Annotated in this window: 25 protein-coding genes and 1 tRNA gene; 11 read left to right on the top strand and 15 right to left on the bottom strand. The window is 59.4% G+C overall.

Annotated features, from left to right (window positions below):
• Positions 1 to 254 precede the first annotated feature (254 nt).
• The 9 genes from EYD00_RS00350 to EYD00_RS00310 form a co-directional block, all read right to left on the bottom strand.
• Positions 255 to 1,055, bottom strand: a complete 801-nt coding sequence (locus tag EYD00_RS00350) for a phosphodiesterase (protein ID WP_004439694.1) — start codon at positions 1,053 to 1,055, stop codon at positions 255 to 257.
• A 63-nt stretch (positions 1,056 to 1,118) separates the two neighbouring features.
• Entirely contained in the window at positions 1,119 to 2,411 is a 1,293-nt protein-coding gene (locus EYD00_RS00345) for an ABC transporter substrate-binding protein (protein WP_004439693.1), read from the bottom strand.
• A 42-nt stretch (positions 2,412 to 2,453) separates the two neighbouring features.
• Positions 2,454 to 3,275 (bottom strand): carbohydrate ABC transporter permease, encoded by an 822-nt coding sequence (locus EYD00_RS00340; protein WP_004439691.1) that lies wholly within the window; start codon positions 3,273 to 3,275, stop codon positions 2,454 to 2,456.
• Positions 3,275 to 4,201, bottom strand: a complete 927-nt coding sequence (locus EYD00_RS00335) for a carbohydrate ABC transporter permease (protein WP_004439689.1) — start codon at positions 4,199 to 4,201, stop codon at positions 3,275 to 3,277. The genes EYD00_RS00340 and EYD00_RS00335 overlap by 1 nt, the downstream gene beginning before the upstream one ends.
• The gene (locus EYD00_RS00330) at positions 4,198 to 5,343 is read right to left on the bottom strand and encodes an ABC transporter ATP-binding protein (protein ID WP_004439687.1); all 1,146 of its coding nucleotides are present in this window, start codon (positions 5,341 to 5,343) and stop codon (positions 4,198 to 4,200) included. The genes EYD00_RS00335 and EYD00_RS00330 overlap by 4 nt, the downstream gene beginning before the upstream one ends.
• Before the next feature lie 200 nt (positions 5,344 to 5,543).
• Positions 5,544 to 6,356, bottom strand: a complete 813-nt coding sequence (locus EYD00_RS00325; RefSeq protein ID WP_034496094.1) for a class I SAM-dependent methyltransferase — start codon at positions 6,354 to 6,356, stop codon at positions 5,544 to 5,546.
• Between the two features lie 184 nt (positions 6,357 to 6,540).
• Positions 6,541 to 6,617, bottom strand: a tRNA-Arg gene (locus EYD00_RS00320).
• A 217-nt stretch (positions 6,618 to 6,834) separates the two neighbouring features.
• A complete protein-coding gene (locus EYD00_RS00315) occupies positions 6,835 to 8,253 on the bottom strand; it encodes an ATP-binding protein (RefSeq protein ID WP_006698926.1) in 1,419 nt (472 codons plus the stop codon).
• 244 nt (positions 8,254 to 8,497) lie between these two features.
• Positions 8,498 to 10,552 carry a methyl-accepting chemotaxis protein gene (locus tag EYD00_RS00310; RefSeq protein WP_004439682.1) on the bottom strand — a complete coding sequence of 685 codons (2,055 nt, stop codon included), beginning with the start codon at positions 10,550 to 10,552 and terminating at the stop codon, positions 8,498 to 8,500.
• 351 nt (positions 10,553 to 10,903) lie between these two features.
• On the opposite strand from EYD00_RS00310, the gene rpmH reads away from it, so the two are divergent.
• From rpmH to yihA, 4 genes are read left to right on the top strand one after another with little or no spacing between them, the layout of a single operon-like run.
• Positions 10,904 to 11,041, top strand: a complete 138-nt coding sequence (rpmH, locus tag EYD00_RS00305) for a 50S ribosomal protein L34 (protein WP_003493611.1) — start codon at positions 10,904 to 10,906, stop codon at positions 11,039 to 11,041.
• 35 nt (positions 11,042 to 11,076) lie between these two features.
• A complete protein-coding gene (gene rnpA, locus EYD00_RS00300) occupies positions 11,077 to 11,460 on the top strand; it encodes a ribonuclease P protein component (RefSeq protein WP_004439680.1) in 384 nt (127 codons plus the stop codon).
• Positions 11,460 to 13,262 carry a membrane protein insertase YidC gene (gene yidC / locus EYD00_RS00295; protein ID WP_004439678.1) on the top strand — a complete coding sequence of 601 codons (1,803 nt, stop codon included), beginning with the start codon at positions 11,460 to 11,462 and terminating at the stop codon, positions 13,260 to 13,262. The genes rnpA and yidC overlap by 1 nt, the downstream gene beginning before the upstream one ends.
• On the top strand, positions 13,259 to 13,912 hold the full coding sequence (gene yihA / locus EYD00_RS00290; RefSeq protein WP_004439676.1) for a ribosome biogenesis GTP-binding protein YihA/YsxC: 654 nt from the start codon (positions 13,259 to 13,261) through the stop codon (positions 13,910 to 13,912). Before yidC ends, yihA begins: the two co-directional genes overlap by 4 nt.
• A gap of 12 nt (positions 13,913 to 13,924) precedes the next feature.
• On the opposite strand, the gene EYD00_RS00285 is transcribed toward yihA, so the two are convergent.
• Positions 13,925 to 14,302 (bottom strand): hypothetical protein, encoded by a 378-nt coding sequence (locus EYD00_RS00285; protein ID WP_034496327.1) that lies wholly within the window; start codon positions 14,300 to 14,302, stop codon positions 13,925 to 13,927.
• A 266-nt stretch (positions 14,303 to 14,568) separates the two neighbouring features.
• On the opposite strand from EYD00_RS00285, the gene argB reads away from it, so the two are divergent.
• A complete protein-coding gene (gene argB, locus EYD00_RS00280; RefSeq protein ID WP_004439672.1) occupies positions 14,569 to 15,453 on the top strand; it encodes an acetylglutamate kinase in 885 nt (294 codons plus the stop codon).
• A gap of 46 nt (positions 15,454 to 15,499) precedes the next feature.
• On the opposite strand, the gene EYD00_RS00275 is transcribed toward argB, so the two are convergent.
• Entirely contained in the window at positions 15,500 to 16,417 is a 918-nt protein-coding gene (locus EYD00_RS00275; RefSeq protein WP_004439670.1) for an EamA family transporter, read from the bottom strand.
• Between the two features lie 106 nt (positions 16,418 to 16,523).
• On the opposite strand from EYD00_RS00275, the gene EYD00_RS00270 reads away from it, so the two are divergent.
• Both EYD00_RS00270 and EYD00_RS00265 read left to right on the top strand, forming a co-directional pair.
• On the top strand, positions 16,524 to 17,237 hold the full coding sequence (locus EYD00_RS00270) for a pyrimidine 5'-nucleotidase (RefSeq protein WP_004439667.1): 714 nt from the start codon (positions 16,524 to 16,526) through the stop codon (positions 17,235 to 17,237).
• Positions 17,238 to 17,337: 100 nt separating this feature from the next.
• Positions 17,338 to 17,934, top strand: a complete 597-nt coding sequence (locus EYD00_RS00265) for an EF-hand domain-containing protein (RefSeq protein WP_034496098.1) — start codon at positions 17,338 to 17,340, stop codon at positions 17,932 to 17,934.
• Positions 17,935 to 17,975: 41 nt separating this feature from the next.
• Here the strand turns inward: EYD00_RS00265 and EYD00_RS00260 are convergent, their stop codons facing one another.
• Positions 17,976 to 18,233: a BQ00720 family protein gene (locus EYD00_RS00260; protein WP_003503706.1), complete on the bottom strand. Its 258-nt coding sequence runs from the start codon at positions 18,231 to 18,233 to the stop codon at positions 17,976 to 17,978.
• Positions 18,234 to 18,289: 56 nt separating this feature from the next.
• Positions 18,290 to 18,715 (bottom strand): Hsp20 family protein, encoded by a 426-nt coding sequence (locus tag EYD00_RS00255; RefSeq protein ID WP_004439657.1) that lies wholly within the window; start codon positions 18,713 to 18,715, stop codon positions 18,290 to 18,292.
• Between the two features lie 203 nt (positions 18,716 to 18,918).
• Here EYD00_RS00255 and EYD00_RS00250 point away from each other — a divergent pair, with 203 nt between their 5' ends.
• Complete coding sequence (locus EYD00_RS00250; RefSeq protein WP_034496100.1) at positions 18,919 to 19,863, top strand: nucleoside hydrolase; 945 nt, start codon at positions 18,919 to 18,921, stop codon at positions 19,861 to 19,863.
• Between the two features lie 69 nt (positions 19,864 to 19,932).
• Here the strand turns inward: EYD00_RS00250 and EYD00_RS00245 are convergent, their stop codons facing one another.
• Positions 19,933 to 22,266, bottom strand: coding sequence for a methyl-accepting chemotaxis protein (locus tag EYD00_RS00245; RefSeq protein ID WP_004439652.1), 2,334 nt, complete (start codon positions 22,264 to 22,266; stop codon positions 19,933 to 19,935).
• 166 nt (positions 22,267 to 22,432) lie between these two features.
• Positions 22,433 to 23,293 carry an LOG family protein gene (locus EYD00_RS00240; protein ID WP_004439649.1) on the bottom strand — a complete coding sequence of 287 codons (861 nt, stop codon included), beginning with the start codon at positions 23,291 to 23,293 and terminating at the stop codon, positions 22,433 to 22,435.
• Positions 23,294 to 23,436: 143 nt separating this feature from the next.
• Here EYD00_RS00240 and dapD point away from each other — a divergent pair, with 143 nt between their 5' ends.
• From dapD to EYD00_RS00225, 3 genes are read left to right on the top strand one after another with little or no spacing between them, the layout of a single operon-like run.
• On the top strand, positions 23,437 to 24,291 hold the full coding sequence (gene dapD, locus EYD00_RS00235; RefSeq protein WP_004439646.1) for a 2,3,4,5-tetrahydropyridine-2,6-dicarboxylate N-succinyltransferase: 855 nt from the start codon (positions 23,437 to 23,439) through the stop codon (positions 24,289 to 24,291).
• A gap of 15 nt (positions 24,292 to 24,306) precedes the next feature.
• Positions 24,307 to 25,503: a succinyl-diaminopimelate desuccinylase gene (gene dapE / locus EYD00_RS00230; protein WP_004439645.1), complete on the top strand. Its 1,197-nt coding sequence runs from the start codon at positions 24,307 to 24,309 to the stop codon at positions 25,501 to 25,503.
• Entirely contained in the window at positions 25,487 to 26,083 is a 597-nt protein-coding gene (locus EYD00_RS00225) for a hypothetical protein (protein WP_004439642.1), read from the top strand. Before dapE ends, EYD00_RS00225 begins: the two co-directional genes overlap by 17 nt.
• Positions 26,084 to 26,086 lie beyond the last annotated feature (3 nt).

The following is a 26,086-nucleotide window of genomic DNA, read 5'->3' as shown; positions in this document are numbered from 1 at the left end:
CGGTCGCCCATCTCGCGGCGACTATGGCGTGCAGTTTCATCGATCAAACTGACATAGATCAAGGGCAAGAAGGGAACCATCACTTCTGCGTATCAAATCCCGTTCAGCGACAGTAAGTGACGCATCGTCGCGACAGGCTGGCAGGCCCTCACACCATACCGGCCCTGCGATCGGCAGGAGACTTCCGTTACGCCGTGATCGGCGAGGAGTGACGAGCCCACTTCGCGTCATCGCAGTGAGGAAAAAGCATCTCGTCAGGGGCCTTCGCAGACAGGCGCCCGCCCAAGCACGACCTGCCCCACTTCTACATCATAGGCACGCAGGCCGAACGCGCCGAGGCTTATGACCCGGTAACAGGGATTGCCGCCCGTCCACAGGGGATCGACAACGTCGATATCGGTGATAAAGCGATGCGCGCAGGCCTGACCGGAACTATAAGCGATGCCTTCGGCCGTCGTGCCTGCCATTGGCACATGGATATGGCCAAAGATGATGTGACGCACACCGGCCGGGTGAGCGGCGAGCCGGCGCATGACAGCTCCGTCATCGTGCATGCCGATATGTTCAAAATGGCGGATGCCACAATCCATCGGCGGGTGGTGAATGAAAACCGTCACGGGCAACTCGCCCGCGCTTTCCAGCGCGCTCTCCAGCCATGCCAGACGATCCTCACCATACATGCCGCCTATGACATCGGCTTCATGGCTGTCCAGAAACAGTAAACGACCAAAATCGGTGTCGATGAAGGACTGGATGTAACCGTTATCGTCGCGAGGCTGTTCGGGAAAGGCGGCCACGAATTCCGGGCGGCGATCGTGATTGCCGAGCATCAGCCGCACCGGCATGGAGACCGACGCGAGGATGCCGCGCAGCAGCTCATAGGCTTCCGGCTCACCGTAATTGCAAAGATCGCCCGTCATGACAAGAAGATCGGCGTCGGCGTGTTTTTCAACGATATCGGCGATTGCCGCGCGCAGCTGCTTTTCCGGGTCGACGCCATTTATGGCGACGCCGGGCAGCAGAAGATGGGTATCGGTGATCTGGATAATCTTCATTTGGGGCTTCCTGCGCAAAATGGCTGCGGGAACGGATTTCCCGCAGCCTCTCGATGGTGCTGATTATTTCAGCAGGGCGTTGGTCTGCTCGACGATCTGCTTGAGACCGGCTTCCGGCGTCACCTCACCGCGCATGACGGTGCCGATGATATCGCGCTGGGTGCGCCAGATGCGGACGGAATCGCCACCGGGGTAACCGGCCCAGGGCAGAGAACGGTCAGCCTGAAGCGAAGCGGTTTTCACATTCGGGTTCTCGACGTAATAAGGAGCGAGGAAGTCCGGGCCGGTTGCCAGCTTGTTGGTCGGCAGGTAACCGGTGATGCGAACGATGGTGTTCTGCGCTTCCGGACCGGTGATCCACTTCAGGTATTTCCAGGCAGCATCCTGCTTGGCCTTGTCCTGCGTCAGGATAACGGCAGAGTTACCGCCGGTCGGAACGCCGCCCTTTTCCTTGTTGTCCAGCGGGAAGGTCGCCGTCTTCAGCTTGAAGCGATCGCCGACCAGACCCTGGATTGTCTGAACGTGAGCGGGCGTTGAGAAGATGAAGCCGGTGAGGCCTGCACCGAACTGCTGGCGGGACTGGTCCCAATCGAGCAGGTTCTGGCCACCTTCGGTGACGAACTGGCGGGTCATCTTCAGGGCGTTGAGGCCGATCTCGTTGTCGAAGGCAACGGTCTTGGTCTTCTCGTCGACGAGCTTGCCGCCCTGTTCGACAATGAGCGCCTGCCACAGCCAGTCATCCGGCCAGCCGTTGATGTCGTAGCTCATGCCAGCGAACTTGGGGTCGAGAGCCTTGATCTTCTTGGCAAGAGCGATGAGCTCCGCAAAGGTCGTCGGCATCTTGTCCGGGTCGCCGCCGGCCTTGGTGACGAGGTCCGAGTTGATGTAGATGATCGGCGAGGAAGCGTTGACCGGCAGACCATACTGCTTGCCGTCGATCTGGCCGAGTGCCGCCATCTTCGGGCTGTAGTTCTTGTCGAGGAAAGCCTGGCCGCCTTCAGCCTGAATGAACGGGCCGAGATCGGTGATCTGGTTGCGCGGTGCGAGCGTGTGCACCAGTTCCGCCGTCAGATTGTAGCCCGAGAAATAAACGTCGGGCAGATTACCGGTAACGGCAGAGCGCAGAACCTGCTGCTGGCCTTCGTTATAACCGGCAGCCGGAGCGAGGAAGTTTATCTTCACGTCCGGGTTCTTCTTCATGAATTCATCGGCCAGCGGCTGATGGAATTTCGTGAAGCCCGGCAGGTTGTAGAGAACATTGAGCGTGATTTCGTTGGCGAAAACCGGCTGAGCGAGGCCCGCAAAAGCCATGCCAAGGGCCAGACCGCCCATCACAGCGCGTCGGTTTAGTTTCATGTCAGTCTCCAGAGAGGTTGGGAGGAGGAAGTCTGAACGGCGTCACTTGACGCCGGTCATGGTAATACCGGCGATGAAATGCCGCCGTGCCAGGAGGAAGCACAGCACCATCGGCGCGGTAATCAGTGTCGCGCCCGCCATCAGCGCACCGTAATTTGCGCCGGATTCAACATCGGCGAAAAACATCATGCCAAGCGGCGGTGGCGCGAGATTGGTGTCAGAGATAACGATCATCGGCCAATAAAGGTCGTTCCAGTGGGCGACGAGCGAAAAGACCGAGAAGGCGGCGAGTGAAGGCAGCGAACCACGCAGCACAAGCCCCCAGCAGATCTCCATTTCAGAGAAGCCGTCCATGCGTGCCGCTTCGATGATTTCATCCGGATAGCTGCGGAAGGACTGATTGAACAGGAAGATGGCGAAGACGGAGAGAAAGAAGGGCATCATCATCGCGAAATAGGTGTTCAGCAGCTCCGTCTTTGCCAGACCGACGAAAAGCGGCAGCGCAAGGGCCTGGATGGGAACGCAGAGCGCGGCGACGACCAGGCCAAGAAGCAGCTTGCGGCCCGGGAACCGCAGTTTCGCCAGAGCGTAGGCCGCCGGCACAGATGTCAGTATCTGGACGACGAGAATACCGACGCAGACGATGACGCCATTGAGCATGAAGCGTGCCATGGGCACTTGCCCGGCTGCACGGGTGTAATTATCGGCCGCGTCGAATTTCTCCGGGATCGGCCAGAGCGAAACGTTGAATATTTCCGCCGGCGAACGGATTGACGTCAGCACCATCCAGTAGAACGGCAGGAGCATCAGGAAAGCGCCGAGCGCCAACACAAGATGCGGAAGATATTTGCGGAGTGCGGCCATCAATAATGCACCTTCCGGTCCATATGCAGCGTCTGGCCGATCGAAAGCACCAGTACGATTGCGAGGAAGATCACCGTCAGCGCGGCGGCATAACCGGTGTTGGAATACTCAAAACCTTCGAGATAGAGATCGAACAGCAACGTCTCCGATCCGAAACGGCCCTTGGTCAGCACTGCCACCGTCTCGAACACCTTAAAGGCCGAGATGGAGGTGGTGACCACAACGAACATGGTCGTCGGTCCGAGCATCGGCCATGTCACCGTCAGGAAGCGGTCCACCGGGTTCTTCGCGCCATCGAGACGCGCCGCCTCGTGCAAATCCTTCGAAATGGCGGTGAGACCGGCAAGGAACAGCACCATGTTGAAGCCGAGTATTTGCCAGACGCCCATCAGCGCCATGGTAGGGATAAGGAGAACGGGGTTGGAGAGGAAAGCGACGGGCTCGAAGCCCATCCACTTGATCGCCGCATTCACCGGGCCGAGCGATGGATGGAGCAGGAATTGCCAAACGGTCGCCATGGCCACCAGCGTTGCGGTGACCGGAAGGAAGTAAGCTACTTCCCAGAAGGCGCGGCTGCGCTTGCGATTATAGACAAGCAAGGCTACGCCGAGCGCCAGAAACACGCCGAAGGGAATGACGATGGCAGCGTAGATGGCCGTATTCGTCAAGGCACGCAGGAAAACCGGATCCTGAAACGCCTTGACGAAATTTCCCAGTCCCACAAAGCGCGTGGACAGCGCGCCAAGCTGATAATCCGTGACGGAAAAACCGGCGAGAACGAGCATCGGCACGATATAGATCGCCAGAAGCAGCAAGCTTGCGGGTGCCGCAAAGATCAGGCCGCGCCGGATCATCCGCCGGTCAGCCTTTGAAAGCCGCGGGCGAGCGCTGGCAGGCGCCGCGCCAGAAAAATCAACCGCCGTCATGCCGGCACCTGCTCGCGAACGGTCACCTTGCGGCGGAGACCATCGGCGGCGAAAAGATGCGCGCGCTCCGGCACAAAACCGAGGGTCATGACGCCATCCGCATCAGCGCCAAGCGTTTCGCCGGCACCCTGTCGCAGGGTTACGGCCACCGTCTCATCACTTAAAAGACGGCAACTCACGAAGCGGTCTGCGCCATGGGTTTCGCTGCGGACCACACGCACGGCCAAACCTTCCGCGCCGGGACGCAGATCCTCTGCGCGAAGACCAAGCGTTGCGGGACCGGCGTCGCGGCCCGCGGCTTCGAGACCAAGATCCCGGGCGAAAGCCGTCACCTTGCCGCTGGCGGCGATTTCGACCGGCAGCAGATTGATGGAGGGCGTGCCGATGAAGCGCGCGACGGTGAGCGTGGCGGGCTTGCGGTAGAGTTCATCCGGCGCGCCAAGCTGCTCGATACGACCTTCAGACATCAACGCGATACGATCGGACATCGTCATGGCTTCGATCTGGTCATGGGTGACATAGATGAAAGTTGCGCCGAGCCGCCGGTGCAGGCCGGCCAGCTCTTCGCGCATGTGGGCGCGAAGCTTCGCATCAAGATTGGAGAGCGGTTCGTCCATGAGGAAGGCGGCCGGCGAACGGACCAGTGCCCGGGCAAGCGCAACACGCTGACGCTGGCCGCCGGAAAGCTGCGCCGGCTTGCGATCCAGCAGATGCGCGATCTGCAGCGTCTCGGCCGCCTGCTCGACGGCTGCTTCGATCTCTCTCACCGTTTCGGCCGGGGCCGCAAACCGCCCGATCAGCGGTAGCCGCGCGGCAAAGGGCAAACGGCGCATCCTAAGCGGCGTCGCGATGTTCTGGCGCACGCTCATATGCGGATAAAGGGCGTAGGACTGGAACACCATCGCGAGATTACGGTCGCTCGGATCGATCTCGGTCACATCCTGTCCGCCGATGGACACCGAACCGCGATCCGGCGTTTCGAGCCCTGCTATGATGCGCAGCAGCGTGGACTTGCCACAGCCCGACATGCCAACCAGGGACAAAAACTCTCCGGGGCGGATGGAAAGATCGATCTCTTTCAGAACATCGTCGGCGCCGAAGCCTTTGCCGATGCCCGAAAGTTCAAGTGATTGTGGCGTCATTCTGCGCTCCTTTTCTGAAGCGCATATGCTTATATTGTATGACAATATGACGAAGGTTTGAGGAAAGTTCGATGACACGCGAAAGCCCGGAAATATCGGACAATCGGAAACCGCGATGAATGGGCCTTTACTCAAAACCACTAATATTGATGGGTATTTCCGCGCTTGTCCGTGAACCGAAAATCGCTGGGGGCGCAGACTTATAATGCGGCGAGAATCACATGCGCCTGAATTTTGCCGGTAACCTCACCGCTGCCATGGCGGGCTTCAATGGCTGCGGTGACGTAATCTGTCGCAGCATCCAGTGTTCCGGGGGCCCTTGCCTCGATTTCCGTGCGCAGAACCGTTCCCTGGCAATAAGCGACCGCCGGAACACGGGGCGAAGCGGCCCGACTTTGCGCCGCCACCGTCTCGGTCGTCACCCGGGAAAACCCCGCGTCCTCCAGTTCGCGACGGATCGCGGCCACATCATGATAACCATGCGGGGCGCGTGCCAGGAAGCGGGGTGGATCATCGGGAAACAGGCGCGCCAACGCGTTTGTCACTTCATCTGCGAAGTGGTTTTCCCCTATGCGATCCCAGACATTGAATAAATAATGCCCGCCGGGCTTCAGCACCCGCTTTGCCTCACGATAGGCCGACGGCCGATCACCGAAGAACATTGCGCCGAACTGACAGAAGACAAGATCAAAGACAGCGCTTGCAAAAGGCAGGAGCTGGGCATCGGCCTGTTGCCATTTTATGCGGTGATCCGGTGCCTGCTGCGACGCGGCGAAGTCGAGCATAGGCTGATTGAGATCGGTCACCACATAGCTGGCGGCAGGCAATAGTCGGGACGTGAGTTCGCGCGTGACGGCGCCGGTTCCTGCAGCGACCTCCAGAATATCAACCGGCATCAAGGCCGCCGCCCGCCGCGCCAGATCAGTGGCGAAAGGTGCGAAAATCAACGGCACCATATAGCGGTCGTAATTTTCCGGAATCGACCCCGCAAATACCTTATCCGCTTCCAGCATGGCTTTCACCCCGAGCCATCTCACGATCGGATGATTTTAACATATATTCGGGATGTGTGGAATTCGTTCGGTCCTGCCGCGTGCCAGAGGGGCCGAGGAATCTGGCGGAACGGACTTGCTCATCCAAGCCGCATACGAGGCTAGAAATATCGCGTGTTTCAATGCTTGTTTTTAAGAAAGGAAATGGCGCACCCGAAGAGATTCGAACTCCTGACCCCCAGATTCGTAGTCTGGTGCTCTATCCAGCTGAGCTACGGGTGCGTGCCGTTCCGGTCGTTTCCGGTGGCGTGGCGATCCTCTAAAACGTCCTCATTCCGATTGCAAGCGATTTTGCTTCGAAATTGTCATTTTTCCGCAGCAATTCAATTATCGCATTGAAAATAAACGACATTCCTAAACGTGCGTTTTCGAGAGCGCATGAGCCGCATATCATCCAGCGGGTATGAAGGCTGCGCTGGACTATCCGGCTGGGGGTCTTTCAGGCGGTTCTGGCCGCCTGCACCGTCGTGGCGCGATCGGCGATTTCGATGCGGAACTGCGTGCCGGGGCCCGGCTTCTCGACAAGCGCGATGGTGCCGCCGTGGGCCAGCACCAGTTCGCGGGCGATGACCAGGCCGAGCCCGGTGCCGCCGGAACGGGCCGAGCCCCTGAAGGCGGAAAACAGGTTCTCCTTGGCCTTCCGCGGCATACCCGGACCGTTATCGTCGATCACGATGCTGACGACGCTGCCGGCCCTCTGGCCCGAGATGGAAAGATACCTCGGCGCGGCATTGGCGGCATCGGATTGCAGGGCCTGGACGGCATTGCGACACAGATTGTGGATTACCCGGAATAGCTGCTCCGAATCCGCATCCACCGTCAGCTCCGCGGGCACGCTGTCGCGGAATTCAATACCGCTGTCCGGCTCCAGCGCCAGGATATCGCGCACGTCCCGCACCAGAAGGCTCAACTGCACCATCTTGCGTTTCGGCGCACCTTCCGTCGCCTGGCCATAGGCCAGAACTTCGCCGGTATAGGCAACGGCACGGTCGATGGTACGCAGCAGTTTCGGCGCGAAGCTTCGCACCATCGGGTCCTTTGCATCCACCAGACGGTCAGACATCAACTGCGCGGACGAGAGGATGTTGCGCATGTCGTGGTTTATCTTCGAGACGGCGAGGCCGAGATCCACGAGGTTTTTCTGTTGCCGCAGCGTTTTCTGCAGTTCCGTCTGCATATCGGCGAGATGACGCCCGGCAACGGCCAGCTCGTCCGTTCCCTCCTCCGGCACGAAAATCCGCTCCGGGTTGCCAGGATCTTCCGAAAAATTCTGCATGCCGAGCGTCAGCCGGCGTATCGGCCGTATCATGATGCGGTTGATGGAGATGAAAATGAGGCCGGCGGTGATCAGCGACAGAACGATGGAAATGAGGAACACATTGCGGGCATAGGCCAGCATGGCAGCCCTGAGCTTGTTCTCGCCCAGCACCAGTTCGATGATGGTGTCGCTGTCGCCAACGACATCGAAAACGCGGATGACGCGGTTACCGCCGAACAGCAGGGTGGAAAAGGCATCCCGTACTGCGGCCACCTGCGACACATCGGAAAGATCATATTGCTCATCGACGCCGGGCGGCGTTTCCGCAGCCGCCAGCAGCCGCGACGTACCGTCCTTGCGCAGGGCTATCAGTTTTGCCCCTGTCGCCATCAGGGTATCGTTCTGCACACTTCGCGGCAATTCGGCCTGCAGTCCGTCAATCACCGCGCCGGCCGCGGCAGCCGTATTCAGACGATCCCGCAACCAGGACAGGCGCATATTGGCGACGGAAGGCACGAAGATGAGCACTTCCGCGATCATGACAAAAATGACCGTGAGCAACAGCAGCCGCCCGGAAAGACCGGCAGTCAATCCCGGCATGCCGTGCGCCGGATTATCTTCCGTGCGGTCCAAGCTGTCTACGCCTTTAGAAAACACCGGGCCCTGATCCTGTATGCGCGCCGCCGCTTCGGTTGAACGGCTCGGTTTATATGCACCAACGATAATAGGACCTAACGGATTTTTTTCCAATGCGCTGCGACGCAAGGTTTTCATCGCAATAAAACAAACGCCGCCACAAGGCGGCGTCTGAAGCAAAAGGCGGCTTAGTTATCAGGCAACCCCGTCAGAATTCCTGCCAGTCCCCCTGCGCCGGCGCTGCGGCTGGCTGAACGCTAAGTGCCCGGCTGACGCTGTTCATCAATTTGCGCGCCGGAGAAGCCACCGCCGTCGTTCTGTCTGACACTGCAACGGGCCGCATGGGCTGCGCGGCGCGGGCCGGACGCGACGCGGTCTCGGCGCGAAGGTTCCGCTGAACACCATCCGCGCCGACATTGAAGCGGGTCACCAGCGTGACAAGATGGTCCGCCTCGCTGCTGAGCTTATGGGTTGCGGCCGAGGTTTCCTCCACCATGGCGGCATTACGCTGTGTAACCTGATCCATCTGGTTAATGGCGGTATTCACCTCGTGCAGGCCTGTGGACTGTTCCTTCGCCGCGGTAGCTATGGAGTGGATATGCTCGTTGATCGCCAGGACGCGCGTTTCTATCTCGCTCAAAGCGCTGCCGGTTCTCTGGACCAGCGATACCCCGCGCCCGACTTCCTCACCGGACTTGGTGATCAGCGCCTTGATGTCCTTGGCCGCCGTTGCCGAGCGCTGTGCGAGCTCGCGCACTTCCTGAGCGACGACTGCAAAACCCTTGCCTGCCTCGCCGGCCCTGGCCGCTTCCACGCCCGCATTCAGAGCAAGGAGATTGGTCTGGAAGGCGATTTCATCGATGACATTGATGATCTGGCTGATTTCCCGCGACGCATGCTCTATACGGTCCATCGCCGAAACGGCATCGCGTACGACATTGGCGGATTCTTCGGTCTTCTGCTTGGTTTCAGCCACCATGGCACTGGCTTCCTGGGCGCGGTCGGTGGAATTTCGGACGACGGCAGTGATCTCGTCCAGAGCGGCGGATGTTTCCTCGAGCGCCGCGGCCTGCTGTTCCGTTCGCCTGGAAAGATCATCGGCGGCCGAGCGCAATTCGCCGGCATTACCGCTGATACCCTCCGTGCTGCTGCGCACTTCGCGCATTGTTTCCCGCAGCTTGGCCAGCGTCTGGTTGACGTTCGACTGGAGTTCGGCGAACACGCCGCGGAACTCGCCATCCATCTTCTCCGTCAGATCGCCCCGCGCAAGACCTTCGATGACGCGGCTGGTCTCGGAGACACCATTGTCCACCCCGATGAGCAGGGCGTTGATCGTGGCTGCGAAACGGTTGAGGTTGTCGTCGCCATAATCCTTGTTGATACGGCGGCTGAAATCCCCTGCGGCGGCGGCATCGACGACAACGGCCATGCCGGCCTGCAGGTCGTCACTCTTGGCCCGCATGGCGGATTCCTGAGCGTTCATGCGGCGCACTTCGCGGCCATTGGTCTTGAAGACCTCGACGGCCGCGGCCATTTCGCCGATCTCGTCCTTGCGCCCAAGGTAGGGAACTGCCGCATCCAGATTTCCGTCGGCCACCTCGCTCATGACTTGGGACACCCGGCGGATCGGCGCACTCAGTTGACGCGTTCCGATATAGAGGCCGAAAGCAGCCCCCGCCCCCACGCCGGCGACAGTCACCGCGACAATCACCCAGAATATGGCAGTGCTGAAAGCGTCGACCCCCGCCTTGACGACTTCAAGCTCGGCAATGTCGTTTTTCACGATACTGTCGATCTCCGCCTGATAGGCCTTGCGATTGGCGCGGTTTGCTTCGTTGTTGCCCTGCTGGCTCGCCGCCTGCGGCCCGCTTTCCTTAGCCAGCCGGACGGTCTCCAGGCGGAAAGTCCGGAATTCCTTCGAGCGGCCGGCAAGCTTGTCGAAACCAGCCTTCTGTTCCGCCGGCACGAGCGGTGCCCAGCTGGTAATGAGCTTGTCCATGGCGTCGAGGTTCTTGACCATGCCGTCGGCAAAGGGTGCGGCCGCAGCAATGTCCGCCGCTGCATAGATGCCACGCGCCTCCATGACGACTGCCGTTACCAGACGGTTGAGCGCTTCGCCCTTGTAAGCCCGTTCGGCCGCTTGCTCGAAATGGTGCGACCGAACCCAGAATTCGTTGATCGCATAGATGGACAGCCCGCCGATGGTACAGGCAACAAGGCTCATCAGCCCGACAAGTAGATTGATACGACCGCGAATTCTCAATTTCGTTCCCCCAACAAAAACCAGCTGCGCTATGAAAATGGGAAGCTGGCATAACTTTTCGCGTCACAAGATTTATCAATGCGGCCTTAAGAAAGAATTTCAGATTTTATCGATTGCGGATGGGAATCGGCCCTCATCTGTCGTCGACAAGAGAAATCGCGGTGCGTTTTCCGCAAAAGGTGAAGGGCGAAAACCCCTTCGGCAATTGACTTTGCTTGGCCTATGCCCTTATAAGCCGCGCACGCTCGGCCATTGAAAGCTCGCCCAGGCGGGTTTAGCCGTGCAAAAAACGAAACGCTCTTGCAAATAATTGCAAATTCAAGAAGGGCCGCACACCGCGGTATTAAATAAATGTCGAAGCGTACCTACCAACCGTCCAAGCTTGTTCGCAAGCGTCGTCATGGTTTCCGTGCCCGCATGGCTACTGCCGGCGGCCGCAAGGTTCTCGCAGCCCGCCGTGCGCGCGGCCGCGCTCGTCTGTCGGCTTAATTGCCGATCTGTGGCCCGATGAAAGTCGTGGGCACATGAGCGAGACTAAGAAAAGCCCCGGCCGGCTTAAAAACCGGTCGGAGTTTCTTGCCGTTCAGGCAGGTGAAAAACGGCGGGGAAGCACCTTTCTTCTGGAAGTACTTGATCGGAAATCCCCGGAAACCGAGCCTCGCGTCGGTTTCACCGTAACAAAAAGACAAGGCAACGCGGTCGAGCGAAATCGCATGCGCCGCCGTCTGAAGGAAGCCGTCAGGCTTTCTGCCGGGGTCGCAATGAAGCCCGGTCATGACTATGTGATTGTCGCCCGCAGGGATGTGCTTGATACGGCCTTCCCGAAACTTCAGTCTCTCCTTGCCGAGCGCATTGAAGGAACGGCGAAACCGAAACGGTCCCAGGAGACCCGCTCCAGGAAAGAATGATGGAAAAGAACCGCAATTACTTCATCGCGATAGCCCTTTCGGTTGTCATCGTCCTCGCCTGGCAATTCCTTTACATGAATCCGCGTATCGAGCAGCAGCGCCGCGCCGAAGAGGCCCGCCAGGCGCAGCAGCAGACCACGCAGCAACAGCAGCCGGCGCCGGGCGCCGCACCAGGTGCTGCCGTTGAAGGCGCACCGCCCGCCTCCTCACCGCAGACTGCCGCAACGGCAACCCGCGAAGAGTCGATTGCAAGAACCCAGCGTGTGGCCATCGACACCAACGCCATCGCCGGCTCGATCAATCTCACCGGCGCCCGCTTTGACGACATCCGGCTCAAGGACTACCATGAGACCGTCGATGACTCGAGCCCGATCATCACGCTGTTCTCGCCCGCTGACACCAAGGACGGTTACTTCACCGAGCTCGGTTACGTTGCAGCGCAGGAAGTCGGCGGCGTTCCCGGTCCGACCACCGTCTGGACGCTCGCAAGCGGCGACAAGCTGACGGAAAACACGCCCGTCACCCTCACCTACACCAATGCCAAGGGTGTGATTTTCTCCCGTACGGTTTCGATCGACGAGCATTACATGATCTCGGTCGCCGACAAGGTTGAGAACCCCGGCCAAGCGGCCATCTCCTTCGCCACCTATGGCCGCGTGACGCGTAACAACAAGCCCGCAGTTCCTCCGGTCTTCGTCATCCATGAAGGTTTTCTCGGCGTTTCGGGCAAAGACGGCAGCCTGACGGAAGAAAAGTACAAGGACGTCGAAGAAGCACCGGTAACGGTTGCCAAGGCGACCGGCGGCTGGCTCGGCATCACTGACAAATATTGGGCTGCGGCCATCGTTCCGCCCCAGACGACGCCATTCGAAACCCGTTATTCGCACATCACCGGCAATCAGCCGAGCTATCAGGCAGATTTCAAGAGTGACCCGATGACGGTCGAGCCCGGCCAGTCGATCGAGCTGAAGAGCCTTGTTTTCGCTGGCGCCAAGGAAGTGCCGCTGGTTGACCGATACGAGACGACCTACGCAATTCCGAAGTTCGACCTTCTGATCGACTGGGGCTGGTTCTACTTCATCACCAAGCCGATGTTCAAAATGATGGATTTCTTCTTCCGTTATTTTGGTAACTTCGGCGTAGCGATCCTGCTCACCACCATCGTCGTTAAGGCCCTCTTCTTCCCGCTCGCCAGCAAGCAATATGCTTCCATGGCGAACATGAAGCGCGTGCAGCCGAAGATGGAAGAGCTGAAGGCCAAGCATGGCGATGACCGCATGGCCATGCAGCAGGCGATGATGCAGCTCTACAAGGAAGAAAAGATCAATCCTGTTGCCGGCTGCTGGCCGATGCTGCTGCAGATCCCGGTCTTCTTCGCGCTCTACAAGGTCATCTACGTCACCATCGAAATGCGGCACGCGCCGTTCTTCGGCTGGATCCACGACCTTTCCGCGCCGGATCCGACATCGCTGTTCAACCTCTTCGGCCTTCTGCCTTACGATGTGCCGCACTTCCTGATGATCGGTGTCTGGCCGCTTGTCATGGGCATCACCATGTTCCTGCAGATGCGCATGAACCCGACGCCGCCCGATCCGACGCAGGCGATGATCTTCAACTGGATGCCGCTGATCTTCACCTTCATGCTGGCCTCCTTCCCGGCCGGTCTGGTCATCTACTGGGCATGGAACAATACGCTCTCCATCACCCAGCAGGCGGTCATCATGAAGCGCCAGGGCGCCAAGATTGAGCTGTTCGATAACATCAAAGGGCTGTTCAAGCGAAAGCCGGTGCAATCGAAATGAGTGAAACCGGCGCGGCAACCGAAAAGCCACTATTCGGACGACCCTGGATTTTCATTCGCGGCGTCCCCGCGATGAAATTCCTGCCGCCTGAAGGGCCGCCGGAAATTGCCTTCGCCGGTCGTTCGAATGTCGGCAAGTCCTCGCTCATCAATGCGCTGGTGGGCCACAAAGGGCTTGCCCGCACCTCCAACACGCCGGGACGCACCCAGGAACTGAATTATTTCGTTCCCGATGGTTACTCCGGTGCTGAGGGCGATCTTCCGCCGATGGCGTTGGTCGACATGCCCGGTTACGGTTATGCGCAGGCCCCCAAGGATCAGGTCGATGCCTGGACGAAGCTCGTCTTCGATTACCTCCGCGGCCGTGCGACGCTGAAGCGCGTCTACGTGCTGATCGATTCCCGCCACGGCGTGAAAAAGAATGACGAGGAGGTTCTGACCCTCCTCGACAAGGCGGCCGTGTCCTACCAGATCGTGCTGACGAAGACGGACAAGATCAAGGATGCCGGCGTGCCGCGGCTGATTGGCGAAACGCTTGAGAAAATCCGCAAGCGCCCTGCCGCCTATCCGGAAGTTCTCGCCACATCCTCGGAAAAATCAGTCGGGCTGGATAACCTGCGGGCCGAGATCATCAGAACGATCTCTCTTTGAGAGGCGTGCCTCTCAGGCGATGGTGAAAAGCAGAACGGCGGTCCAGAGCATCGCCGTCAAAGCCATAAGGCGCCAGAAGCGCACGGAATGCCAGATCTCCGAGAGCATGGCTGCGAACATGCTGCCACTCCGCAACGGCTGGCTCCTGAATGGCAGACCGGATCGGCGGGGGTCCCGTTCCAGCAACGCAGCGACGGTCGCATTTTCGCGATATTCGGTTTCCGCCAGATTGTCACGCCAGCGCCTGACCATGGCCGCGAACTGCCTGTCGCGTTTTACGCGCTTGGCAAGCTCCGCCATGCTTTCCGGCGGCAGGGCACCCAGCACATATTCGCCCGCGAGCACTTCGTCCCGCAAACCGCTTTGCTTGTCTCGATCGGGTGCCGTCATGTATTTAATCACTCCTCGGTCGTTCAGGTGCACCATTTCCACGGCGCGAGACATCTCCATCACCCTGAATTAATCCCTCCCCTTCATCAGCAAGGCTGGTCCCATTGGCCCTTTATGTCAATCTCATTACAGGGCCGGAACAGGCAAAAAAAAGAAATTTGACCGCAGCCGACACAATAAGGCCCGGAGGTTATTTCATCCGTCAAAGACTTGCTTTAGAGCGGTGACAGGCTTCAACGGCCGCAACCACAGACCGAGGTTTTTAGATGACGTCTTCCGAAAGCGAAACTCAGGCGCGGCTGCTCGCACAGGCTCTGCCTTTCATGCAGAAATACGAGAACAAGACCATCGTGGTGAAATATGGCGGCCACGCCATGGGCGATTCCACGCTTGGCAAGGCATTCGCGGAAGACATCGCCTTGTTGAAGCAGTCGGGAATCAACCCCATCGTCGTGCATGGCGGCGGCCCGCAGATCGGCGCCATGCTGAGCAAGATGGGCATTGAGTCAAAATTCGAGGGCGGCCTGCGCGTCACCGACGCCAAGACGGTCGAGATCGTTGAAATGGTTCTGGCCGGCTCGATCAACAAGGAAATCGTCGCCCTCATAAACCAGACGGGCGAATGGGCCATCGGCCTGTGCGGCAAGGATGGCAACATGGTCTTCGCCGAGAAGGCGAAAAAGACCGTGATCGACCCCGACAGCAACATCGAGCGCGTGCTCGACCTCGGCTTCGTCGGCGAAGTCGTGGAAGTCGACCGCACACTGCTCGACCTGCTCGCTAAATCGGAAATGATTCCGGTCATCGCACCGGTCGCCCCTGGCCGCGATGGCGCGACATACAACATCAATGCCGATACCTTCGCCGGCGCGATTGCGGGTGCACTTCACGCTTCGCGTCTGCTGTTCCTCACCGACGTTCCCGGCGTTCTCGACAAGAACAAGGAACTCATCAAGGAGCTCACCGTCTCGCAGGCACGCGCCCTCATCAAGGACGGCACCATTTCCGGCGGCATGATCCCGAAGGTCGAGACCTGCATCGACGCCATCAAGGCTGGTGTTCAGGGCGTGGTGATCCTCAACGGCAAGACGCCACATTCGGTGCTTCTGGAAATCTTCACCGAAGGCGCCGGCACGCTCATCGTGCCCTGATGTGCTTCAGGGTGGCGGACGGCAAATCTGTCCGCCACATCAGGTATTAGCCGAATGCCAGGAGCGACAGCACACCGACCACAATCAGCAGGCAACCGGACAGTTCAAGCCGGTTGATCTTCTCCTTGAAGAAAAGCACGGTCGAAGCGAAGGCGAACAGCATCTCCACCTGCGCCAGTGCCTTCACCACGGCGGCCTGCTGCAGGGTCATTGCCGTGAACCAGCCGAACGAGGCCGTGGCACCCACGAAACCGACCGCAAGCGACGGTTTCCACACCCTGGCGATGCGCCGCAGTTCTTCCCTCTCCCGCCAGATGATCCACAGGAACATCGATACCGTCTGCATGACGATGACGATGACGAGGGTGAAGCCCGCCTGCATCATCGCATCCGAGGCGGGCAGGCTTGGTGCTAGCGCCAGCGATGCCGACCGATAGGCAACAGACGACAGTCCGAAGAACGCACCCGAGGCGAGGCCGATACCCGCCGTTCGGCTGAAGATCGAGGTCAGGAAGGAAGCGGGCGTTACTTCCGTGCGCGCCACGGAAATCAGCATGACGCCGGCAACCGAAATCGCTATCGCCGCCAATGTACCGCCCGTGACGCTCTCGCCTATGAAAATGAGAGCAAACAGCGCCGCCTGTGCCGGCTCCGTGCGGGAATAGGCCGTGCCGACAGCGAAATTGCGGAAAGAGAACAGGTGTACCAGCAGGAATGTGGCGGCGATCTGCGCCATGGCCCCGACCGTTGCCCACACGGCGAAGGCCATGTTCGGCACCGGCAGCGGACGCCCAAGCCCAAGATGCAGGAATGCAAGATAGGCGAGAGCGAAGGGCATGCCGAACACGAAGCGCACAAACGTTGCACCCGTGGTGCCCATCATGCCCTTGAGGTGTTTTTGCAAAGTCGAGCGCAGGTTCTGCAAAAACGCGCTTGCGAAAGTAATGCCTATCCAGAGTTCCATGGCTTTGGCGGTATCATGCGCGCGAGGCCGCAGCCAAGCCCGAATTTCTGATCAATCGTCCTCTTTTCGATTTTCTTCCGCTATCGAAACAGGCATAAAGCTGCCCATGGACACAAAGCCGAAAAACCTGCCAGACGCCGCCGATTTCGCCCATGTCAGCGAATGGGTCTTCGATCTCGACAACACGCTCTATCCGCATCACGTCAATCTGTTTTCCCAGATCGACCGCAACATGACGGCCTATGTGGCGGAGCTTCTGAAGCTCGACCCCGACGAAGCGCGCGCCTTGCAGAAGCGTTATTATCACGACCACGGCACGACACTGCAGGGCCTGATGATCCATTACGGCATCAGCCCGGACGAGTTTCTGGAACGCGCCCATGCAATCGACTACTCGGCGCTGAAACCGCATCCGGAACTGGGTGAGGCCATCAAGGCTTTGCCGGGTCGGAAGTTCATCCTCACCAATGGCAGCGTCAAGCATGCGCAGGCTGCCGCCGGAGCGCTCGGCATTCTCGATCAGTTCGAGGATATTTTCGATATCGTCGCCGCGGGTTATTTGCCGAAACCTGCCAGCGCAACCTACGAGAAGTTTGCAGCACTTGCAAAACTCGATACGAAAAAGGCTGCGATGTTCGAGGATTTGCCGCGCAATCTCGCGGCCCCGAAAGCGCTGGGCATGAAGACCGTGCTACTCGTGCCATCAAATCTTGAGGGCGTCATCATGGAACGCTGGGAAATCCCTGATGTGACGGATGAGCATATCGACTACGTTACCGACGATCTGACCGGGTTCCTGACAAAAACCATCGCCCGCTGAGTAGCGAACATTACCGAAGCTTCATGCACCTTACGGATGTTTAAGTGGTGGGGCTTGCTGGACGTCACTATCTTTTCTTCAGGGACACCAAAGAAAGGTAATGACGATGACCACACGCAAAATCGCCCTGTCTGCTCTTGGCGCAGCCCTTGTGCTCAGCACGGCCGCAACGGCCAGTTTCGCCGCACCTGGTAAAGGCCATAAGGATCGCATGCCGATCCGCCAGGAGGCTGCCTTCGTTCACCTGCTGAAGGTGGCCGACACGAACAAGGATGGCAAGATTTCCAAGGAGGAATTCACCGCCCGTCAGGATGACCTGTTCGCTGAGATCGACAAGGACAAGGACGGCTCGATCACGCCAAAGGAAATGCGCGAATATCGTCAGGCAAAGATGGAGGCCTTCCGGGCCGCTCACCCGCGCCCCGAGCGGGAAGAGGCCAAGGCGGATGAAGCCAAAGCCCCTGAGGGCAAGCGTGCCGAGCGTGACCATGGTGGTCGTTTCGGCCATCAGGGCTGGGGCAAGCACGGCGGTAAAGGTGGCGGCTTCGCGCTGATCCGCTGGGCCGATACTGACGAGAACGGCCAGGTCAGCAAGGCCGAATTCGCCGCCGCTGGAGAAAAGATGTTCGAACGGCTGGACAAGAACAAGGACGGCGTCATCTCCATCGACGACATGCCGGACCGGCCGTTCCTCTAATCCAAAAAAGCAGAAAGCCCGCTCAACCGGCGGGCTTTTTCTTAATGCAGGCTGACGGTTTTAAGATCGTCTTCCGCCGCCTTGAAGAAGGTGCTCGAACGATTGTCTGTCAGGAGAATTGGCGTCCCGTCCGCGCCGAACAATGCCCAAAGGTCCAATTGCGGATCGAGATCGGGCGCCTCCGGGAAACAGCGGCTGACGTCTTCCGCTCGGATCTTGCGGATATATCCCACTTCTCCTTCGCCGATATGGGCGAGCTGGGATTGGGTGAGACGCGCATGCGCTTCTTTCAAAAGCATATTTCAGCCTCCTTCTTCACGCCGAGCGATTCATGTCCGATTCCGGCGTTCATGGTCTACTCTGAGACGGAAATATTAATTTTCTTTACCACGTTTGAAATTTCGGGCCGGACCAGATCGATGGAAAGAAGGCCGTTGCGCAGGCGCGCCGCCCTGACCTGCATGCCATCGGCAAGCACGAAGACGCGCTGGAACTGGCGTGCCGCGATGCCTCGATAGAGAAAATCGCGCTTCTCCTGTTCCTGCTGGCGTCCGCGAATGACGAGCTGATTATCAGCCGTCGTCACGTCGAGATCATCCTCGGAGAACCCCGCCACGGCAATGGTGATGCGCAGGCGTTCCGGTACGTCATCGCTGCCGGGCAGGCGCTCAATATTGTAGGGAGGGTAGCCGTCATTGGCCTTCGCCATGCGCTCCAGCGTCTTTTCCATGGCATCGAAACCCAGCAAAAGCGGGTGGGTAAATGGCGTCATGCGGCTCATATCTGTTCTGTCCTTGCAACCAAGCGACGTTTAGCGGCCCCGCTTCCGGCAACCTCGCCGGTCAATCGCACCGGCCCCTGCAATATGGGAAGCCGAACCGCGATGCGCAAGTCAAAGTGACCGGTGAGCGGCGGCAGGAATGAGGCTTGACAAGTGAGCACCCGCGGCTCGAAAAAAGCGCTCATCTCAACGGCGGGCAAGACATGGCAGAACGCAGAAAAATCATTATCGACACCGATCCCGGACAGGACGACGCAGCCGCGATCATGCTGGCTTTCGGCAGCCCGGAAGACATCGAAATTCTGGGGTTGTGCGCAGTTGCCGGCAATGTTCCCCTGAAGCTGACAAGCCGTAACATTCGCATCATCTGCGAATTGTGCGGTCGCACCGACATTCCCGTTTACGAGGGCGCCGAAAAGCCGCTGGTGCGCAGGCCCATCACCGCCGAACATGTTCACGGCAGTACAGGTCTCAACGGCCCGGTTCTCGACGAACCGACCATGGAGGCAGAAAAGCAGCACGCGGTCGATTTCATCATCGAGACGGTGATGCGGGAGCCTGAGGGCACCGTTACCCTCTGCACCCTCGGGGCCTTGACCAACGTGGCGCTGGCGCTCCTGAAGGCGCCGGAGATCGCTGATCGCGTCAAAGAACTGGTGATGATGGGCGGCGGCTTCTTCGAGGGCGGCAACATCACGCCCGCGGCGGAATTCAACATCTATGTGGATCCGCAGGCTGCCGACATCGTCTTCCGCTCCGGCATGCCCATCGTCATGATGCCGCTCGATGTCACGCATCAGTTGCTGACGACCAAGGCACGCGTCAATCGCATTCGGGAGATCGGCACGAGGCCGGCGATCGCCATGGCGGAAATGCTGGAATTCTTCGAGCGGTTCGACATCGAGAAGTACGGTTCGGATGGCGGTCCGCTGCATGACCCAAGCGTTATTGCCTATCTCATCAAGCCCGAACTGTTCGAGGGCCGCGAATGCAATGTCGAGATCGAGGTCCATTCCGAACTGACCATGGGCATTACCGTGGTGGACTGGTGGCGCGTGACGGATCGCCCCGCCAATGCCCGCGTGATGCGAAAGGTGGATGCGGATGGTTTCTTCGAGTTGCTGACGGAGCGTTTCGCGCGTCTTTGACGGACGCTGATAATAAAGAAGGCCGCTGGCGATACCAGCGGCCCTTTATATTTCAAACGGAAAACCGCATCAGAATTCCGTCCAGTCATCCTGAGCCAGCGCATTTGCGCCGCTGGTTCTAGGACGCGCGCGGGGCGCAGCTGGACGGGCGGACGTCGGGGCGGCAGCAGCGGGAGCGCGCATGGCCGCAGCGGCGGCACGCAATTGCTGGCTGGGCTGACCGCCGGAAACTACGAAACCGGCGACAAGCGATTTGAGCGTTTCGGCCTCGCTGTTGAGCGTCACGCTGGCCGCAGTGGTTTCCTCCACCATCGCCGCATTTTGCTGGGTGACCTGATCCATCTGCGTAACGGCGGAGTTGATTTCCTTCAGGCCCACCGCCTGCTCACTGGCTGAGGCCGAAATCTGCCGTATAAGCTGGTTGATCTGCAGAACTTGATCGGCGATCTTTTTCATCGTGTCGCCGGCCTTGCCGACCAGCTGAACACCCTCGCCCACCTGCGTGGCCGAGGTGTTGATGAGACCCTTGATCTCCTTGGCAGCAGTTGCAGAGCGCTGCGCGAGTTCGCGCACTTCCTGTGCGACAACGGCAAAGCCCTTGCCGGCATCACCCGCGCGGGCCGCTTCCACCCCGGCATTCAGCGCCAGAAGATTGGTCTGGAAGGCGATCTCGTCGATGACGCCGATGATGCGAGAGATTTCCGCCGAAGATTGCGCAATGCCCTGCATGGAGTTCACGGCCTGCTGCACAACCTCGCCAGACTTGCCGGCGTCTTCACAGGCATGGCTGACGGCACCGGCCGCCTCTGCGGCGTTTTCGGCGCTGGAATTGACCTGGGCGGTCAGCTCGTTAAGCGCAGCGGCAGTTTCTTCAAGGCTGGCGGCCTGCTGTTCCGTGCGATGCGAGAGATCGCTGGCGGCGCGGGTGATCTCACCGGTGCCATTGCCGATGCTGACGACGGTTGCGTTGACGGTGGAAACCGTTTCCTCGAGGCTGGCAAGCGCCGAGTTGAAGTCCTCGCGCAGCTTTGCATACTCACCCGGGAACTCGTCCTGAATGCGGTAGGTCAGATTGCCCTGCGACAGGGCATTCAGGCCGGAACCGAGAACGCTGACAATGTGCTGCTGCATGCGGCTGTTTTCATTGCGCTCGAATTCAGAGCGCTGGCGCTCCGTTTCGGCGTGACCACGCTGGGCGTCGGCTTCGGCCTCCATCTCACGGATGCCGGCAAGCTTGGCGCGGAAACCTTCAAGCGCTGTCGCAACCGAACCGGTCTCATCCTGCCGGTCTTGACCGGAGACGGGCACGTCGTAGCGACCGTCGCTCAGCGTCCTCACGTCGGTAACTAGCGATGCAAGCGGGTTGCGAACGAAATAACGGACTGCAAAATAAAGCGCTGCAATGACGGCGGCAAGAATGACGATCGCACCGATGATCATCAGATAGGTCTGCTCCTGAACCGGAGCGTTCAAGGCCTGATGGGGAATATCAACAAGGACGACCCAGGTTGCGTTGAGCCCTGGAACGGCGAAGGGATAAACGAGACGGTTATACGGCGCGTCGGTATCAAGGCCGAGGTCTTCGATGAGGCCCTGCTTACCCGAAGCGATCGCGGTCTGGACAGTGGCTGCGCCCTCTCCGTCATAGGCTTTCATGTTCTGCTCGGGCGTCGGCGGCACCAGCCACTGGCCACCCTGGGAGACGAGCGTCACACGGCCGGTCTCGAAAGGATGCAGAGCCTGCAGTTTCTGGGTGAGAGACGCGAGCGAAATATCGACACCCGCCACGCCGATCATCTTGCCATCCGACATGACGGGATAGGCAAGCGAGGTCATGGTGGTCGGCACTTCCGTGCCTTCGGCGAGATAAGGTTGGGTAATCGCTCCCTTGCCGGTCTTGGCGGCCAGCGCATACCACTCCGCTGCGTAATCGTTCTTGAAGGTCGAGAACTGGATATCGCCCTTCTGGGTCTTGGACCAGTAAGGTGCGAAGGCGCCGGTCGCGTTGGTGCCGAGATCGAGCCTGTTGGCGATCTCTGTCGTCTGACCATCGAAAAGACCGAGCTGTTCGCAGAACCAGCTGCCGAATGCAAAAGTATTCTGCTCCACATTGGCCTTGAGGATGTTGACGATGCCAGGGCGATCCATCGACTTCGCCTGATGCGCCCGACCGATGACGCCAGCCATTGAGCGGGCAGCGCTGCCGAGTTCACCGACATCGGCGGCGATGACGTTGGCGATGGCGCGGGCTTCCGTATTGGCCTGATCCATGGTCAACGCGTGCACGCGCTCACTGGTCTGGGAGATGAGGAAAGAATTGGATGCAACGAGAACCGTGGTGATGGCACAGCCGGTTACTAGGATCAGCTTGGTCGCAAGCGACTTCACTTTGAGATTGAACATTTAGGCCCCAATGGAAATCGTCAACCCGAAGGAGCTGACGTCAACGGATGACAATCTCCGTCATGGAGGCCCGTCCGCATGGGACAGTGCGCTGCAGCGCGACAGGGCGAAGTTAGAATATGATTGCTAATTAAGCCCTAATAATACTTCGCCGCGCCGTGCATCTTCAGTGTTCGTAGTAGTCGGAGATGATCTTCCAGGCATCGTCCGCCGTTTCGGCAAAGTGCAGGAGATTCATATCCTCGGGAGCGATGGTGCCGAAATCCGCCAGGAACTCGAAATTGACGACGGATCGCCAGAACTTTTCTCCAAAAAGAATGAGAGGGATCGGGGCCATGCGCTTGGTCTGGATCAGCGTCAAGGCTTCAAAAAGCTCATCGAGCGTGCCAAAACCGCCGGGGAAAACCACCACGGCCTTTGCCCGCATCAGGAAGTGCATTTTCCGGATCGCGAAGTAGTGGAAATTGAAGCTCAGTTCCGGCGTTACATAAGGGTTGGGCGCCTGCTCGTGCGGCAGGACGATATTGAGGCCGATGGAAGGGCCGCCGGCATCCATGGCGCCCCGGTTACCCGCCTCCATGACGCCGGGACCGCCGCCGGTGACCACCACATATTCCAGGTGACCGGATTTCGCGCCGTAGTCGGTGCAAAGGCGGGCGAATTTGCGTGCTTCGTCGTAATAAACCGAGGATTGCTCGAGATTGCGCTTCTGCGTTTCATTGCGCGCCGCCCAGGCCTCTCCTCCCGGTTCGGGAATGCGGGCGCCGCCAAACATGACGACGGTGGAATTTATCCCGCGTTCGGTGAGCGCCATTTCCGTCTTCAGAAGTTCCAGCTGCAGCCTGACGGGTCGCAATTCCTCGCGGCAGAGAAAGTCCGTATCCACATAGGCCAGCCGGTAGGACGGGGAGTCCGACTGCGGCGTCTTGACAACGACCTCGGCCTGCTGCTTGTCCACAGCGCTGCGCTTCAACGGGTCCCATACCCCGTCCTTGCGCCGCAATTTGCCGTTTTTCAGTCGTGTCATTTCCATGCCTTTCATCTGCGGCGCCAAATCACCCAAATCGCATTGACGCCTTTCCAACACTCCCTTAGATCAAATGGCCAAAGCCTTCCAGCGGCACGGAACCCGCCGTGACCACGAACACACGCGACTTTAAGGAATTTTCCATGAGCCTCACGGATCTCTCTTCCCTCGAAACGATCATCGAAACCGCCTTCGACAACCGCGACAGCGTGAATGTATCGACGAAGGGCGAGGTTCGCGACGCCGTGGACACATCTCTTCAACTTCTCGACAGCGGCGAGGCACGCGTTGCTGAAAAGCAGGCGGATGGAAACTGGAAGGTGAACCAGTGGCTGAAAAAGGCCGTGCTTCTCTCCTTCCGTCTCAATGACATGGAAATCGTGACCGGTGGTCCGGGCGAAGCCACCTGGTGGGACAAGGTTCCGTCGAAGTTTGAAAACTGGGGTGAAAACCAGTTCCGCGCCGCCGGTTTCCGCGCGGTGCCAAACGCCATCGTGCGCCGCTCGGCTTACGTGGCCAAGAACGTCGTGCTGATGCCTTCCTTCGTCAATCTCGGCGCCTATGTCGATGAAGGCACGATGGTCGATACCTGGGCAACGGTCGGCTCCTGCGCGCAGATCGGCAAGAACGTGCATCTCTCCGGCGGCGTCGGTATCGGCGGCGTTCTGGAGCCGCTGCAGGCAGGGCCCACCATCATCGAAGACAATTGCTTCATCGGTGCGCGTTCGGAAGTCGTGGAAGGCTGCATCGTGCGCGAGGGTGCTGTTCTCGGCATGGGCGTCTTCATCGGCAAATCGACCAAGATCGTTGATCGCGCCACCGGCGAGATCACCTACGGCGAAGTCCCGCCCTATTCCGTCGTCGTTGCCGGCACCATGCCGGGCAAACCGTTCCCGAATGGCGAGCCGGGCCCCAGCCTCTATTGCGCCGTGATCGTCAAGCGCGTCGATGAAAAGACCCGCTCCAAGACCGGCATCAACGAGCTTCTGCGCGACTGATATAAAGCTGATACCATGACCACGACCGATCCCGTTGCCAATCTCGCCGCCCTCATCCGTTGCCCTTCGGTGACGCCTGCGGAAGGCGGCGCGCTTACTCTGCTCGACAACCTGCTTTCGCCGCTCGGTTTCGTGGTGGAAAAAATGGTGGCGAGCGAGGCGGGAACACCCGATGTAGAGAACCTCTATGCCCGTCTCGGCAACGAGGGGCCACATCTGATGTTTGCGGGCCATACGGATGTGGTTCCCGTTGGGGATGAGGCCGCGTGGAGTCACCCGCCTTTTGCCGCAGAGATTGCCGGTGGCGAAATGTTCGGTCGCGGTGCGGTGGACATGAAGGGCGGTATTGCCTGTTTTGTTGCCGCCATTGCCCGCCATATTGAAAAACACGGCAAGCCGCAGGGCTCCGTCTCCTTCCTGATCACCGGTGACGAGGAAGGCCCATCAATCAACGGCACTTCCAAGCTGCTGGAATGGGCTGCTGCAAAGGGCGAGACGTGGGACGCGTGTGTCGTCGGGGAACCGACCAATCCCGACCAGCTGGGCGACATGATCAAGATCGGCCGGCGGGGATCGCTCTCCGGTCGCATCACGGTCCATGGCGTGCAAGGCCACGCTGCCTATCCGCATCTCGCCGACAACCCAATTCGCGGTCTGCTGCAGTTGACGCATGCGCTGATGCATCCGCCCTTTGATCACGGCACGGATAATTTCCAGCCTTCCAATCTCGAAGTAACGACCGTCGACACCGGCAACGCCGCCACCAATGTGATCCCGGCGCGGGCGACTGCCTCCTTCAACATCCGTTTCAACGACACATGGACAGCGGAGAGCCTTCGGGCGGAAATCATCCGCCGCCTCGATGCCGCTGCGGCAGACGGCGAGCTCCGCCCCGACCGCACACCGGTAAAGTACGAGATCGTCTGGGCGGACCGACCGGCCCATGTCTTTTTGACCCGGAACAATGCGCTCATCTCATCGCTCTCAGGCGCGGTCGAAGCCGTCACCGGCAAGGAGCCAAAGCTTTCGACCACCGGCGGCACGTCGGATGCGCGCTTCATCAAGGACTATTGCCCTGTCGTGGAGTTCGGCCTTGTCGGGCAGACCATGCACATGGTCGATGAGCGGGTAGCCATTGCCGATCTTGAGACGCTGACGCGCATTTACGAAACCTTTATCGAGCGCTGGTTCGCCCATGCCGACGGCAAGTGAAGTAAGGCTCTATCTGACGGGCCTGTGGCTGTTGCTGCTCGGCGACCATAATGGCGCACGTTATCTGGACCTGACCGAACGCGGCATGTGGCGGTCCTTCTATTCCGTCCTTTGGTGCCTGCCCGCCATGCTGGTTTCCTGGCTGTGGCTGCGGGCAGCGTTTCTCGCCAGCTACCCGCCGGGAACAGGAACGGGGTTCATCTTCTTCTTTCGCCTGGCGATGGTGGAGGCCATTTGCTGGATCGTGCCGCTGCTTTTGATCGGCATGTTGCTCTTTGCCTTTGGCGCACGTGAAAAATTCACGCCTCTCGTCACCACCATGAACTGGCTGTCGCTGCCCTTCTCATACGCCTACGCCGTTCTGATCCTGATTGCGTTCTTCCTGCCACCGTTGCAGGGGCTGATCGCGATTTTGTGGCTGGCGCTGCTTCTGTCGCTGGTCTTTGCCTTTTCACGGATCGTGCGGTTTTTTATCCGCGACCAGTCGCTGCTCGTCTCCGCCATCGTCATGACGCTACTGGTGCCCGGCATGCTTCTGTCGGAAGCGTTGCAGCGCTTTCTCGGTGTCTATCCGGCCTGAGAG

It is taken from the genome of Agrobacterium sp. 33MFTa1.1, from assembly GCF_004328495.1.
Taxonomy (GTDB): domain Bacteria; phylum Pseudomonadota; class Alphaproteobacteria; order Rhizobiales; family Rhizobiaceae; genus Agrobacterium; species Agrobacterium pusense.
Note: the sequence above shows the minus strand (reverse complement) of the source record. Positions and strands in the feature narration are given on the sequence as shown.

What these genes read in the sequence shown, in the direction of transcription:
- rnpA (WP_004439680.1), top strand. Translation starts at nt 11,077, where the DNA reads ATGAGCGAGACTAAGAAAAGCCCCGGCCGGCTTAAAAACCGGTCGGAG.
- EYD00_RS00240 (WP_004439649.1), bottom strand. Translation starts at nt 23,293, where the DNA reads ATGACACGACTGAAAAACGGCAAATTGCGGCGCAAGGACGGGGTATGG.
- EYD00_RS00335 (WP_004439689.1), bottom strand. Translation starts at nt 4,201, where the DNA reads ATGACGGCGGTTGATTTTTCTGGCGCGGCGCCTGCCAGCGCTCGCCCG.
- EYD00_RS00270 (WP_004439667.1), top strand. Translation starts at nt 16,524, where the DNA reads ATGGACACAAAGCCGAAAAACCTGCCAGACGCCGCCGATTTCGCCCAT.
- rpmH (WP_003493611.1), top strand. Translation starts at nt 10,904, where the DNA reads ATGTCGAAGCGTACCTACCAACCGTCCAAGCTTGTTCGCAAGCGTCGT.
- yidC (WP_004439678.1), top strand. Translation starts at nt 11,460, where the DNA reads ATGGAAAAGAACCGCAATTACTTCATCGCGATAGCCCTTTCGGTTGTC.
- EYD00_RS00345 (WP_004439693.1), bottom strand. Translation starts at nt 2,411, where the DNA reads ATGAAACTAAACCGACGCGCTGTGATGGGCGGTCTGGCCCTTGGCATG.
- yihA (WP_004439676.1), top strand. Translation starts at nt 13,259, where the DNA reads ATGAGTGAAACCGGCGCGGCAACCGAAAAGCCACTATTCGGACGACCC.
- EYD00_RS00260 (WP_003503706.1), bottom strand. Translation starts at nt 18,233, where the DNA reads ATGCTTTTGAAAGAAGCGCATGCGCGTCTCACCCAATCCCAGCTCGCC.
- EYD00_RS00315 (WP_006698926.1), bottom strand. Translation starts at nt 8,253, where the DNA reads ATGCCGGGATTGACTGCCGGTCTTTCCGGGCGGCTGCTGTTGCTCACG.
- EYD00_RS00255 (WP_004439657.1), bottom strand. Translation starts at nt 18,715, where the DNA reads ATGAGCCGCATGACGCCATTTACCCACCCGCTTTTGCTGGGTTTCGAT.
- EYD00_RS00275 (WP_004439670.1), bottom strand. Translation starts at nt 16,417, where the DNA reads ATGGAACTCTGGATAGGCATTACTTTCGCAAGCGCGTTTTTGCAGAAC.
- EYD00_RS00250 (WP_034496100.1), top strand. Translation starts at nt 18,919, where the DNA reads ATGGCAGAACGCAGAAAAATCATTATCGACACCGATCCCGGACAGGAC.
- EYD00_RS00325 (WP_034496094.1), bottom strand. Translation starts at nt 6,356, where the DNA reads ATGCTGGAAGCGGATAAGGTATTTGCGGGGTCGATTCCGGAAAATTAC.
- dapE (WP_004439645.1), top strand. Translation starts at nt 24,307, where the DNA reads ATGACCACGACCGATCCCGTTGCCAATCTCGCCGCCCTCATCCGTTGC.
- EYD00_RS00330 (WP_004439687.1), bottom strand. Translation starts at nt 5,343, where the DNA reads ATGACGCCACAATCACTTGAACTTTCGGGCATCGGCAAAGGCTTCGGC.
- EYD00_RS00265 (WP_034496098.1), top strand. Translation starts at nt 17,338, where the DNA reads ATGACGATGACCACACGCAAAATCGCCCTGTCTGCTCTTGGCGCAGCC.
- EYD00_RS00350 (WP_004439694.1), bottom strand. Translation starts at nt 1,055, where the DNA reads ATGAAGATTATCCAGATCACCGATACCCATCTTCTGCTGCCCGGCGTC.
- EYD00_RS00225 (WP_004439642.1), top strand. Translation starts at nt 25,487, where the DNA reads ATGCCGACGGCAAGTGAAGTAAGGCTCTATCTGACGGGCCTGTGGCTG.
- EYD00_RS00340 (WP_004439691.1), bottom strand. Translation starts at nt 3,275, where the DNA reads ATGGCCGCACTCCGCAAATATCTTCCGCATCTTGTGTTGGCGCTCGGC.
- argB (WP_004439672.1), top strand. Translation starts at nt 14,569, where the DNA reads ATGACGTCTTCCGAAAGCGAAACTCAGGCGCGGCTGCTCGCACAGGCT.
- EYD00_RS00245 (WP_004439652.1), bottom strand. Translation starts at nt 22,266, where the DNA reads ATGTTCAATCTCAAAGTGAAGTCGCTTGCGACCAAGCTGATCCTAGTA.
- dapD (WP_004439646.1), top strand. Translation starts at nt 23,437, where the DNA reads ATGAGCCTCACGGATCTCTCTTCCCTCGAAACGATCATCGAAACCGCC.
- EYD00_RS00285 (WP_034496327.1), bottom strand. Translation starts at nt 14,302, where the DNA reads ATGACGGCACCCGATCGAGACAAGCAAAGCGGTTTGCGGGACGAAGTG.